Source organism: Sphingobacterium sp. UBA6317, from assembly GCF_002440385.1.
GTDB lineage: Bacteria > Bacteroidota > Bacteroidia > Sphingobacteriales > Sphingobacteriaceae > Sphingobacterium > Sphingobacterium multivorum.
On record NZ_DJTD01000024.1, the window covers coordinates 1 to 12999 of the forward strand.

Below are 12999 nucleotides of genomic sequence, written 5' to 3' on the forward strand. Positions count from 1 at the left end.
CGCTTTACATAATTTGTTCCTTTTTCCATAACGATTCTTTTTGTGTATCGATATTTCAGGACGAGACAATAGGTATAAAAAAACAGCTCCAGTAGAACGGGAGCTGTTTTTTTATACTTTAGAATTTTAGTTGTATCTTCTGCGTAGGACGTTGTATAATTTTTCAACGGTATGCGGTTTATCTGCCCATTTATTTTTAATCGCATAATTTGTCTGCAAAAATGCATCCGCTTCCGCATAGCTTGTAAATCTATTCAATAATTCGACAGCCTCACTATACGCTAAACTATACCCATTAAACAAATCCTTAATAAATAAGAGCTTATCATTTAAGCTTATTCCTGCTTTAATATCTGTGAGTTTATCGCTATGTCCAGATTGATTTACCTGATAAACACGGTTCTGCACGCCAGCTTGCTTCTGTTGAGAGATAATTTCATTTAAGGTCAATGGTCTCGCGGGAGCTTCTTCAATGACCGTATTGATTTCTTCCTGAATAAACACTTCTTGCGGCTGCTCAATTACGACTTCTTTTGGTTCTTCGATGACTTCTGTAACGAAGACAGTAGGTTCTTCAACTTGCGCTGTAACTTCCTTTTCTGCCTGATAAGCTAATTCCTCCACTGGAGCAGCCTCAAAAACCGGTGGCGTTGCAACAACTGGCGGCGCGACAGGTTCAGCAATTGCAGGGCTAGGCTCTCCCGATTGTATCGGTTCACTTTCAGAAACAAATGAGGTTTCTGGCTCTTCCAATTTTACAGGTTCACGTTCAGAAACAAATGGGACTTCGTTTTCCCCCACACTGGTTTCTTCATTTGCTACAATGGCTTCTTCATTTCCACGGTTGAAATCTTCAACTGGTTGAGCTTCTTGAATCTCGCTTTCAGTCGGTTCAGCAACAACTTGCTGCGCTGAAGTTCTAAGGGTGGAAGGCGGTGTAAAATAGTTGTTGAAAGCAATCTTCTTACTGTCTAAGGCAGCAGTACTTAACGTATGCTGCGATTGAGTTCCCTGAAGAACGGCCTTGGTCTTAAGTAAAGTTATGTAGGCAGCCACAGCCTGTGCCTTCGCTTCTAGTGTTACTAATTTGTTAATTTCGGACAAGCTGCCCTGTTCCGACAAGGTCAGATACTGTCCATTTAAATCCTGTAATAAATCGCCTATCGTATTAAAAATTTCCTCTTTAGTACCCATAATTCTATTTGAAATCACCAATTAATTATTTATAACACTTATACCTGCAACCGATCAAAAAGTGGAAAACCCAATCCTTTGATTTAGAAATATTTGGATTTACGCCCAATTTTTGCTACCCAAATTTAATATTTAATTCTGATATTAGCGGTGTCAAAAACAGAATATAATGGGAGGTCATTTTACAAAAATCACCTTATTTGCGGACCTTCCGACAAAATTAAATTAATCAAATGCTTTTTTCCGAACATAATTTGGCTTTGCGCCCCGCACAATATGGTAGCATTGAAATTGTCTGTGGATCGATGTTCTCGGGCAAGACTGAAGAACTGATTCGCAGGCTAAAACGAGCACAATATGCACGTTTGAATGTCGAAATCTTTAAACCAGCGGTTGATAAGCGATATGATGAAAAGTTGGTCGTTTCTCACGATAGCAATAGCATCCCATCAACACCCGTTGATCATTCTTCAGCGATCCTACTCTTAAGTTCATCGACCCAAGTTGTCGGAATCGATGAAGCACAATTTTTTGATGACGGTTTGACAGAGGTATGTGTCAAATTGGCAAATAGTGGTATCCGGGTGATCGTTGCCGGTCTCGATATGGATTTTCAAGGGCAACCATTTGGTCCAATTCCCAATTTAATGGCAGTAGCCGAACACGTCACGAAGGTGCATGCGGTTTGCATGCAATGTGGCGCTCCAGCGAATTATTCCTACCGCCTGACCAAGGATACGGAAACCGTGCTTTTGGGTGAAAAAGAAGCTTATGAACCACGGTGTAGACCCTGTTATTTCGGCTTGAATAAGTAAATGATCCAAAAAGTTAACTAAAATCTGCCAAAAGGACCATAAACGCTATTTGGCATAGGATTTGAAATATACTTTATAAATAAGAAGATTAACGCTTTTAATAGCGACAAAATACTTTTCATAATTTAGGTTTATAATTGGTTAGTTAGCACCTCCTTGCCCATCAAGGGGGTGTTTTTTTGTTAAAAAAGAACGCTGTCCCCAGGTTACTGAGAACAGCGTTCTTTTTTCATGAACTCCTATAGGCAAGGCTTAAGGCTGAACACCGTAATTTATAACCTTACGGCCAATGTTACCTGTTTGATCCATTCCCTCGACGATGACCTTGTAATTTCCATTTCCATCGGCATTATAAAATTGAATGGCAGCTTCCCCCGTCTCTGTGATTGAGACTTTCGGATTCCAGTAAATGGTCGTTCTCAAATCGTTTACAGCCTTTCTTTCCGGCGTATCGTATTTTGGAATATAGAATTTGCGTTCTTTAATATAACCTAGAGGATACATATCGATCACATTTGATTTTGGCAACATGCTCTCAATTTCACTCAATGACATTCGCGGCTTCTTCGCTTCCACTTTTTTCGTATAAATGGACACAACACCATTATTTTGATACATTCTGGAGACTGTTCCCAATTCATCACGTAAGAAGATTTCGATTCCTTCGATATCCGCGACATTGATGCTGTTCAATCCAGGCTCATCAATAGCCATACCGTTCAGAAAGAACTGAACAGGCGTGCGTCCCCCCGCATTATAATCGCGGGAAACATAATATTTCAATGTCTGCGGATCATAAGTAATGCCAGTTAATACCGTTTGAAGACACATGGTCAACACGTTACAACCGGTCAAACGCTCGGGTTCAATACGGTGTTCCGGCATGGATAAGCCCGAAATAGATGGAAAATCTTTATTGGTGATTGCTTTCTTCACTACGCCTGTCACTTCGACCTCATCCAGAAGGATCGATTTTCGATACTCTTTTCGGCTATTCGCCAAATAAGGAGCAAAAGCCTGGTCTATATTCGGCACAAAATAACTTTTATAGCCATTATTCTTATCGATCTCCGGGTAAAAGCTCTGATCCATATTAATAACCAGGCTCCGGTAATTGTCGTTAGAGCGGGCATTAACCGTTACTTTAGACGAGTCCGGGAACACAAGATCCTTAAAGGTGAATCGTCCATTCTGATCCGTATAAACGTCTTTCTTAATATTACGCGAAGGAACCGATAAAAGTAACCCTCCATTTGGATAAGGGCGTCCAGTATTCATCCGAAGTATACCGGATAATTCAATTCCTTGCTCGGGAAGAAAACTGATCTGTGGCAACTTCTCCGATATAAGTGTCGGGTAGTCAAATCGACGGTATCCCTGTGTCATTAATAGTGCATCCAGCGCTTTATCCCGATTGGGATTCTTTTCATCGAAATATGAATTTGGGTTTTCTACATTTCCTTTGAGGTCCGAAGTCAACAGAAAGTTGCTCACAATAGAGAGATCTGCCTGATCATTATAAGGAACTTTGGATTCGTCTATTACAGCGACTGAATAGCTTCCGGGGAACTTCTGCCCATTGTTGTCCACAGCAAGTTTAAGATTGACCAAGTCTTTAGCCTTATAGCTTTGCTTATCGCTGGTAACTTGAATATTTAAAAGCTTTTCACTTTGAACAAATGCCAAGCGTTCGCTGATAGGTTTTCCGTCCGGACTCAATAAGGTTACCTGAACAATACCATTTGGCAAACGCTCTTTCGGAATATTGACCAATGCAGACGAAGATTTTAAATTCACCTGTGCGCCAAAACAGAGATGGCCATTCGACTGAACCAAAACATAATAAGATTGCCCCGGGTTCTTTGAAAAATTCTCCTCGCTAGTTACCACGGCAAACTCCGCATTCGTGGCATCCTGTTTTACAAAAACAACATTTGCCTTGTCACTGACAACAGCCGGCAATTTGTATTTGCGCTCCTGTCCATTCTCAAACTTCACAACAGCTTGATAATTTTCTCCTGCGAGCGGCAGTAGAGAAAAATAGCCCATTCCAGTTCCAAAGTCTGCAAACTCCGCTACCGACTTGCCCTTTGAATCCAAAATACTACCTTTTACCTTTAGCCCCTTACCATCGGATCCAATGGCTTTAAATGCAACTTTTTTGGCCAATCCAGCGATAATATCACCCCCTTCAGGAAAGAATTGCACATCTGCATCCCACAAGGCATTTTTGAGCAAGAAGGAACTGGACAAAGGTTTTTCATTTTTATTTTCCTGAATGCTAATCTTCAGTTGTCCTTTCTCCAGATTTGCCTTTTCTTTTGCAGACAGGTTTATGGTTACTTTCCCCAGCCCATCGGTCTCAGCTTTGCCCTTGTCGAAGGTTTCCCATCCCGACACAAACTCCCAATTGATTTTTGAATTGATCATCGGTTTTCCTGTACGATCGCGGAACTGTATGACAGCTTGGGTTTTATTACCACCAATGTTATTTTGAAATTCAATGTTCGTTATCAATTTCTTATTGATTACATCCCCGATTGGCACCACTTTGTTAAAAAAGTAAGCATTATCAAAGTTGGCCATCCATTTTGTGTAGGCCCTAAAGCGATAATTGTCCTGAGACATAAATTGAGGATCAAGTACAATCTGCCCATTTCCTACCCCTTTATCCAATGGAATTTTTAGTGTCTGAATCAGGGAATCGCGACTGTTCAGCACTTCCACATAAGCTATTTTACTCGGCTCATATTCGGCCAAATTGCGGGATAAATAGGTTGAAAACCAGAGAGTATCCCCTACAGCATAATAAGGCTTGTCGAAATGTAAATGTACCTTTTCAACTGGGTAAACCTGAAAATATTTCTGAACTCGTTCTACGATTGTATTAATAGGCAATGTAGGTGTAGTCTGGGCATAAGTGGTCCCTATTCCTAACAGTCCTATCGATAAAGTCAATAGTTTTATGTGCTTCATTGAAAGTCTTAGAATAAAAAATGAATAGCTAAATATATTCAATTTTGAGCAAAGACCAACCCCATTGGGGTATTTTTAACATTTATTATACCTATTCATAGGGTCATTACCAACTTGTTAAAGGAAACTAAAGCAATGGAGCCAAAAGCCTACAGATTGAATCTACTCCTCTTTTCCAGCGGCTTCGGTGCATCCATTTTCGGATTGTAATCAGATCTGAAACTTCAATATCAGCCAAAAATTGCGTATTAAGACGATCACAAAGCGTTTTATCCGATACAATTCCCGAGATTTCAAAATTGATGTAAAAACTTCTGATATCCAAGTTTGTCGTACCGATATAGGCCAGCTTCCCATCGATGCAGATGGTTTTGGCATGCAGAAATCCCTTTGTATAGAGGTATACATTAACTCCTCTTTCCAACAGTGGTTTTATAAACGAGAATGAGGCATGCTGTACAAAAAACGAATCAGACTGGGCCGGCAACATCAAGTCCACACGGACTCCTGAAGATACCGCGAGCATTAAAGCGGTCGTCAATTGATCGCTGGGAATAAAATATGGCGTACACAACTGTACATATTCTTTTGCTTCGTTGATACCGGCAATAATTGCTTCCATATTGAAAGGCGCTGGCGATCCAGGATCACTGGCTGTAAATCCTACTCCACTCGCATCTTCATCGGTAAGTGGAAATCGGTTTAAATAACCTCGGCCCAATTCAAACGATTCTGCATCTGTCTGGTTCCAGCTGTTCCAAAACTGGATTTGCAAGGTATTTACTGCTGCGCCGACAACCATCATCGCCGTATCCCGCCAGTAAATCTCATTTTTTCCGTTATTGATATATCGATCTGAAATATTGATTCCGCCGACAAAACCTATTTTCCCATCGATCACCGCTATCTTGCGGTGATTTCGGTAGTTGCTATTCGCCAAGGAACTAAAGGTCACCGGAAGGAAAGCTTGAAACACAAAATCGGGTTTATGCCGCCGTAAATATCTAATCACATCCGGAGCACCAAAACTATCCAATATCAGGCGAACAGTCACGCCAGCCTTTGCTTTTTCTTCTAGAATATGTAAGATTTCCTGCCCTACATCATCCATTTCCCAGATATAATATTCCATGTGAATGGAATGCTGCGCAGCTTTAAGGCGATCTATAAGTACTGGAAACTTTTCTTCCCCATTGATAAACAGGGTGACATCGTTGTTGAGGGAAAAAGTAGAGATCTTCTGATTTTTAAGGTAGCGGTATACCATAGCCAAACTACCGATCCGCTCATTTAACGTATAGATATGTTCCTCCATAATTTCGGATTCCTTACGCCAGGCATCCAGTAGCTTTTTGGACTGCTCGCGATACACACGCTTCATCCTTTTGACCTTCTTAAACTTCTGACCAAAGAAATAATAACTGAGCAAACCGACGACAGGTAAGAAAACAATGACCATAATCCAGGCGATGGTCTTAGAAGGATTACGGTTTTCGATCAAAATCGTCCCGATTACACCAATATAAAGGATGAGTAAGGGAATCCAATAATAGGTTAATGCAATCTGTAAAATATGATGAAGTACCTCCATATTGTGTGCTAAGGGTTTTACCAAATATAATACTTAGCATCGACATATTGTTTGTCGTTAAACACAGTTTATTGCACCATCGACATGAATGAACGGACTTAAATAGGGAATATCTAAATTGGCACCCCGGAGTATAAACCATATCCCCAATAAGAAATAGAGAAAAGGAATCCATTTCGAAAATCCAATTTTGAAAGATCGGGAGAAATTTCCCAAAAAAGAAAACACAAACAAGAGCGGGATAGTACCTAAGCCAAAAAACAACATAAAAAAGAAACTCTGCTGTGGGCTATCCGCATTTATGGACGACATAAGCGCCATGTAGACCATACCACAGGGCAACAATCCATTCAGTACACCGGCAACAAAGCTACCGCCCGGTTTATAGAGCCATTTCGACAATAACCGTACGATTGGCTGAACAGCCTTCGTCTGCCAGCTGGCAATTTTTCGATTATGTTTACCAATAAGCTGAAATAAAGCAATTCCAATCAGGATGACACCTGTAGCCCAGCTTAGACTACGCTGCCAGCCCTGGATCTGCGCAAATGTTCCGATCGTACCCAGTAAAAGTCCCAAACAACCATAAGTCAGTACCCTACCGGATTGATACAGTATTTTATTTAAGAAAACGTTCCAACCAAAGCCTTGCCTTCCTTCAATGGCGAAAATTAATGGACCACACATGACCGCACAGTGTATGCTTCCAAACAATCCCATGAAAAATGCAAAGTAGGTATAACTCATTTCCGTAAACTAAAATAAAATATGCTCTTCAAACAAAAAATCCTTACCTACACTCTTCCAGTCGATATATAAATTCCACATGCCTTTATCGAACGTGGAAATGGGCAGTGTATATAAATTACTGGTTGTCTGAAAGGGCAATTCTTTATCCAATCGATTATCCGAAGGTTTTCGAAACAGCAATTTTCCCTTATTATCTTTGGAGACAAAATGAATATACAAGGTATCTTGCCTGATTTCAATTGTCGGTGATTCCTTCATCATCAATACATTCTGCTTTTTATCGTAAGCTTGATCATAATTCAGTCCCTGCTCGTAATAATCGTCTTCTTCCAGACTATCCGAATCGTGACTCACCATATATATTCCTGCTCCGACTATACACAACATAAATACCGCCAAGGTTAAAAAAATTTTTGTACCCCAATTCATTGTTTTTCATTTTAATTCATACCCGGAGGCGCTATAAAAGTAGTTTTTAAACTTTCCACTTTCTTATCGCCCGAATAGATAGCTAATTTTACATTACTTTTATAGGTCTCAACATCCTTATTTGCGATAATTAGAAAAAAGCTCAGTGTCGCATGCCCATCTTTACTCAATTTTTGAATAGGATTGACCAGTTGAATCTTTAAGCGGGGGTCATCACAGACCAATTTAAAAGGCATTTCTTTACCAGACTTATTAATCAATTCCAAAGAATACAGGTTGCTTATTGTCTTATCATCACGAAGCTGGTAGGTACTTCCCTTTGCGCGGAGCAGTCTACCGTCCACCTGAGAACGATTGAACAACAGAAAACCAAAAATCGACATTAAAGCAACCAGCACGACCGAATAAGCTATTGCTCTCGTATTGCTTTTTTTCTTCAGTGTTCCTTCAATCTCACCCATTGGATAAAAACCAATTAACTTTTTCGGCTTTCCGATTTTGTCCATCACAGCATCACAGGCATCTATACAGGCCGTACAGCTCACACATTCCAATTGAAGGCCATTTCGAATATCAATTCCTGTGGGGCATACATGTACACAGAGCTTGCAGTCCACACAATCCCCTTGCGTCGTCACTGCATCCTTTTGCTGTTTTCCTCTTGGCTCCCCGCGTCTATGATCATAGGCGACAGTGATACTTTGGTCATCCAGGAGTACACCCTGCAATCTGCCGTAAGGGCAAATTGCAATACAGACAATCTCCCTGACGTAAGCAAACACGCCATAGAAAACCAATGTAAATATGATTATTGATATCAGTCCACCGATATGTTGGTCCAATGGATCAGTGATAATCTTCATCAGCGCATCAACACCGATGATATAAGACAAAAAGATATTTGAAATGAAAAATGATATGATTAAAAATATACCATGTTTCAAGAATTTTTTAAATTGTTTTTGATCCGTATTTGGTCCCGCATCCAATTTCTTTTGTTGCTGCCAATCACCTTCGATCCAATATTCAATTCGTCTAAATATTAATTCCAAAAAAATGGTTTGGGGGCAAGTCCATCCACACCATACCCGTCCAAAGACAACAGTAAACAAAACCACACATACCATCACGATTAACATACCGAATACGAATATGTAGAGATCTTGTGGATAGAAAAGATTTCCTAAGATGGAAAACTTTCGCTCAATAATGTTGAACATGAGAAACGGTTCACCATTTATTTTGATAAAAGGAACGATAAACAAGAACAGCAGTAGTGAATACCCAACCCACTGTCTTTTTTTGTAAAGCTCTCCCTGCGGTTTTTTGGCATAAATCCATTGTCTTTTTTTTGACTTAGATTCACCGTTATTGGCATTATTCACGACTGCTGTACTCATTGCTATTTCAATTTACTACTCTGCTTTTTTATCTGCTTCAGCTGGACCTGTTTTGGCATCATCCGCTGCTTTCTCTCCGTTTGCCGCCTGACCACCGCCATAGGATACCTCATCACCTTGCGGAGCTTTAGGGTTAGCAGGGTTTGTATCCCTTAAGGTGACAATATAACTGGCAACCTGTGCGATTTGAGCGGGACTTAACGTTTGTTCCCATGGCACCATTCCTTTATCAGGAACACCATACTTAATGGTTTTGAAGATGTCTTTAATCTCACCACCATGTAGCCAAAACTTATCAGTCAAGTTGGGTCCGATACCTCCCTCACCACTACCTCCGTGACAAGCGACACAGTTTGCTGCAAAGATCGCTTTTCCATCAGCTGCCATTTCCGGCTGAAACTTCACGCTACTTTCGTCTACATTACTCGCAGAAGCAGTAAGATAAGCCTGACGCTCTTTCTCGGCAATGACCATCTCATGTTCATATTCCTGGTCCTGGTTCATTCCGATACCCGACACCTGATAAACAAATAAGTAAACAAGGCCGAAAAAAATCGTTCCATAAAAAAGGAAATTGAACCAGATCGGAATCGGATTGTCCAATTCGCGGATACCATCATACTCATGATCTATGACAATATCCTTTTCTTCTGAAATCGGTCTGATGCCCATGATCTTGTTCCACGACTTTTTCATCCAGCCCTTATTCGCCACCTTTTTGAGTTTTTCCTCCTGGGCCAATTCAGGCATGGTAATCTTAATGATGGATTTCATCGCGCGATTGACCATCAATGCCGAAGCGAGAAGAGCCAGCATCACAACGATCAATACAACAATTAAGATATCTGTGTATAAATTATCTGTACCGAATCCTATCGTAGATTGAACAACTTCTGCGGTAGCTGGTGCAGTATCCAATAATAAACTCATATATTATAGACTTTCAGGTGAATGATTCAGTTCCTTTTCTGTTTCATCTTCTTCCAAAGGCAATTCCTTCATATAAGTAACATAGTCTTTTTTCATTCGAAACAACATGATTGCTACTGAAATGAAGAATACCAAGAAGATCCAAAGTGATGCAATTAGATAAAGCTCACTGCCGTTTAGATTTGTTATTTGCTTAAACATGGCTTTATTGATTTGCGTTAACATTATCAGCTACTTTTGGAGCTGCTTTTATATCTGTTCCTAATCGCTGTAAGTAGGCAATTACAGCCACAATCTCACGGTCAGCTAACACATTCACTTGATTTTGTTTTAGATCATCAGCAATTTTCTGTGCCTGTTTGGTGAGATCCTGTTCAGCATGTTCAATTTCCGCATCGGTATAGGGGATTCCCAATTTCCGTAACGCCTTCATTTTATCTTGCAGAATAGCATTATCCAATTTCTGATCGATTAACCACGGATATGTTGGCATGATACTTCCAGGCGAGGTAATCGTTGGATCCAACAGGTGATCAAAGTGCCATTTGTTTGGATATTTACCACCGATGCGATGCAGATCAGGTCCTGTCCGTTTCGAACCCCATAAAAACGGTGTATCGTAAACAAACTCACCCGCCTTGCTATACTCCCCATAACGGGCGGTTTCGGATCTAAATGGACGAATAGTTTGCGTGTGACAGTTTACACAACCTTCTCTCACGTAGAGATCCCTTCCCTGCAGTTCCAATGCTGTATAAGGTTTTACACTCGCAATTGTTGGAACATTTTTAGAAATTGTAAAAGTCGGCACCATCTCCACCATACCCCCGATGAGGATGGCGATAAGAGCCAGTACCATAAATAAAATTGGCTTACGTTCAAGACGACGGTGTTGAGACTGTTCATTTACTTGAACCGGCAATAATGCAGGAGCTTCTGCTGGCTCATTGGCCAAGAGCTTCCCTTGTTTCATGGTTTTGATCAAGTTAAAGGTCATTAGGAAGACCCCCGACAGATAAAGTGCACCACCTATTGCGCGCATCATGTGCATCGGCAAAATTTCTAACGTTGTCGCCAGGAAGTTTGGATATTTCAAGACCCCTTCTGGTGTAAATTCTTTCCACATCAAGCCTTGTACTACGGCTGCCCAATACATCGGGATCGCATAGAACAAAATACCCAAGGTACCTATCCAAAAGTGGGTTGATGCCAACTTCTTAGAATATAACTCGGTTTTATAAATACGTGGTATCAACCAGTACAGAATACCGAATGTCATAAAGCCGTTCCATCCCAATGCACCTACGTGTACGTGTGCTACGATCCAGTCGGTAAAGTGAGCTATTGCATTCACCTGCTTTAAAGATAGCATAGGGCCTTCGAAAGTCGCCATACCATAACAAGTAAGGGCCACGACCATGAATTTTAACATAGGCTCTGTCCGTACCTTATCCCAAGCACCACGCAAGGTCAACAAGCCATTGATCATACCGCCCCAACTCGGAGCAATCAACATAATGGAGAATACAACCCCTAAAGACTGTACCCAACCAGGTAGCGCCGTATAGAGCAAATGGTGAGGACCTGCCCAGATATAAATAAAGATTAAAGACCAAAAGTGAAGAATACTTAACTTATAAGAGTAAACTGGACGGTTGGCCATCTTAGGAAGGAAATAATACATCATTCCCAAATAAGGAGTTGTCAAGAAAAAAGCAACAGCATTGTGACCATACCACCATTGTACCAGCGCATCCTGTACGCCTTTGTAGACATAATAGCTTTTCCAGCCCGCTACAGGCAATTGGATGGAGTTAACAATATGCAATACGGCTACTGTAACAAATGTGGCAATATAGAACCAAACAGCGACATACATGTGACGTTCGCGCCGTTTGATAATAGTACCGAACATATTGATTCCGAATACGACCCAAATGAGGGTAATTGCGATATCAATAGGCCATTCCATTTCGGCATACTCATGGCTTGAAGTAAGACCGAGTGGGAGTGTAATAGCCGAGGCAACAATAATTAATTGCCAACCCCAAAAATGGAGCTTACTCAAAGCATCACTGAACATTCTTGCTTTAAGCACCCGCTGTAAGGAGTAATAAACTCCCATAAAAATACCATTACCTACGAAAGCAAAAATCACCGCATTGGTATGCACAGGACGTACACGGCCAAATGTTGTAAATTGCAATCCAAAGTTCATCTGGGGCCAAACAAGCTGCGTTGCCACAAGCAATCCTATGGTCATACCAACTATCCCCCAAATAATGGTAGCGATTCCGAAATTCCTGACAATCTTGTTGTCGTAATTAAATTGCTCTAACTGCATTACTTAAATTGTTGATTCTGGTTCAAAAGTAAGCAGCAATTTATGACAATCTAATGATGGGTAATGCGTAAAAAAGTGATGTACGTCACTTTTGTATTACAGTACTACAAGGCTTAGTTACTAATTTCGGCTACTGGTTCTAAATGACTTAGTGAAAATTGAGATTCTGAAAGGTACTTTTCACCAGTATATCTGACATCAAAAGTGACCATAATCAAATTTCCTACCGTACAGTGCGCTATTTTAATAGCAATATGGATTGAAATCAATGCTATATTCACAAATTTATTCCGAAAACATCGAGGACTATCCGCATGAAGCGAATTGCATCTATAGCGTATCTAATCTTATCAAAGTCGCAAACCTTAATCTTTCAATGTATTGTACTATCCAACTGTAGCCAGTGAGCCAAAGCCTTTTCGAAAAGGAGCAGTGATGGCATGAGCTTGAGCAGACACAATAAAGGCTGCGGGGCGGCTCCGGTCGGGGAAGTATGGAAGATAGGTAATAGCATTGTACGGGGAAGTAGCGGGTAGTACGGGGAGTATCTAAACGAAAGAAGCCCTTGAC

Annotated in this window: 10 protein-coding genes; 1 reads left to right on the top strand and 9 read right to left on the bottom strand. The window is 40.7% G+C overall.

Features of this window, described 5'->3' with window-relative positions:
* Positions 1–126: 126 nt before the first annotated feature.
* Positions 127–1194, bottom strand: a complete 1068-nt coding sequence (locus B3E92_RS07115; protein WP_286895959.1) for a hypothetical protein — start codon at positions 1192–1194, stop codon at positions 127–129.
* A 233-nt stretch (positions 1195–1427) separates the two neighbouring features.
* Here B3E92_RS07115 and B3E92_RS07120 point away from each other — a divergent pair, with 233 nt between their 5' ends.
* Entirely contained in the window at positions 1428–2009 is a 582-nt protein-coding gene (locus B3E92_RS07120) for a thymidine kinase (RefSeq protein ID WP_046671893.1), read from the top strand.
* 252 nt (positions 2010–2261) lie between these two features.
* Here B3E92_RS07120 and B3E92_RS07125 read toward each other — a convergent pair whose 3' ends face one another.
* From B3E92_RS07125 to ccoN, 8 genes are all read right to left on the bottom strand, one after another.
* The gene (locus B3E92_RS07125) at positions 2262–4985 is read right to left on the bottom strand and encodes a carboxypeptidase regulatory-like domain-containing protein (protein WP_286754266.1); all 2724 of its coding nucleotides are present in this window, start codon (positions 4983–4985) and stop codon (positions 2262–2264) included.
* Positions 4986–5112: 127 nt separating this feature from the next.
* On the bottom strand, positions 5113–6576 hold the full coding sequence (gene cls, locus B3E92_RS07130) for a cardiolipin synthase (protein ID WP_286895960.1): 1464 nt from the start codon (positions 6574–6576) through the stop codon (positions 5113–5115).
* A gap of 57 nt (positions 6577–6633) precedes the next feature.
* Positions 6634–7323: a sulfite exporter TauE/SafE family protein gene (locus B3E92_RS07135; protein ID WP_286851450.1), complete on the bottom strand. Its 690-nt coding sequence runs from the start codon at positions 7321–7323 to the stop codon at positions 6634–6636.
* Positions 7324–7332: 9 nt separating this feature from the next.
* On the bottom strand, positions 7333–7755 hold the full coding sequence (locus B3E92_RS07140) for a FixH family protein (protein WP_286851452.1): 423 nt from the start codon (positions 7753–7755) through the stop codon (positions 7333–7335).
* 11 nt (positions 7756–7766) lie between these two features.
* Positions 7767–9155, bottom strand: a complete 1389-nt coding sequence (ccoG, locus tag B3E92_RS07145; RefSeq protein ID WP_286895961.1) for a cytochrome c oxidase accessory protein CcoG — start codon at positions 9153–9155, stop codon at positions 7767–7769.
* 15 nt (positions 9156–9170) lie between these two features.
* Positions 9171–10085 (bottom strand): cbb3-type cytochrome c oxidase N-terminal domain-containing protein, encoded by a 915-nt coding sequence (locus B3E92_RS07150; RefSeq protein ID WP_286895963.1) that lies wholly within the window; start codon positions 10083–10085, stop codon positions 9171–9173.
* Positions 10086–10088: 3 nt separating this feature from the next.
* Positions 10089–10286, bottom strand: a complete 198-nt coding sequence (locus B3E92_RS07155; protein WP_046671935.1) for a hypothetical protein — start codon at positions 10284–10286, stop codon at positions 10089–10091.
* A gap of 4 nt (positions 10287–10290) precedes the next feature.
* Positions 10291–12429 (bottom strand): cytochrome-c oxidase, cbb3-type subunit I, encoded by a 2139-nt coding sequence (gene ccoN / locus B3E92_RS07160; RefSeq protein WP_286851456.1) that lies wholly within the window; start codon positions 12427–12429, stop codon positions 10291–10293.
* Between the last annotated feature and the right edge of the window lie 570 nt (positions 12430–12999).

Bases quoted from the DNA above. Each gene is read 5' to 3' on its own strand.
- B3E92_RS07115 (WP_286895959.1), bottom strand. From the start codon at position 1,194: ATGGGTACTAAAGAGGAAATTTTTAATACGATAGGCGATTTATTACAG.
- B3E92_RS07120 (WP_046671893.1), top strand. From the start codon at position 1,428: ATGCTTTTTTCCGAACATAATTTGGCTTTGCGCCCCGCACAATATGGT.
- B3E92_RS07125 (WP_286754266.1), bottom strand. From the start codon at position 4,985: ATGAAGCACATAAAACTATTGACTTTATCGATAGGACTGTTAGGAATA.
- cls (WP_286895960.1), bottom strand. From the start codon at position 6,576: ATGGAGGTACTTCATCATATTTTACAGATTGCATTAACCTATTATTGG.
- B3E92_RS07135 (WP_286851450.1), bottom strand. From the start codon at position 7,323: ATGAGTTATACCTACTTTGCATTTTTCATGGGATTGTTTGGAAGCATA.
- B3E92_RS07140 (WP_286851452.1), bottom strand. From the start codon at position 7,755: ATGAATTGGGGTACAAAAATTTTTTTAACCTTGGCGGTATTTATGTTG.
- ccoG (WP_286895961.1), bottom strand. From the start codon at position 9,155: ATGAGTACAGCAGTCGTGAATAATGCCAATAACGGTGAATCTAAGTCA.
- B3E92_RS07150 (WP_286895963.1), bottom strand. From the start codon at position 10,085: ATGAGTTTATTATTGGATACTGCACCAGCTACCGCAGAAGTTGTTCAA.
- B3E92_RS07155 (WP_046671935.1), bottom strand. From the start codon at position 10,286: ATGTTTAAGCAAATAACAAATCTAAACGGCAGTGAGCTTTATCTAATT.
- ccoN (WP_286851456.1), bottom strand. From the start codon at position 12,429: ATGCAGTTAGAGCAATTTAATTACGACAACAAGATTGTCAGGAATTTC.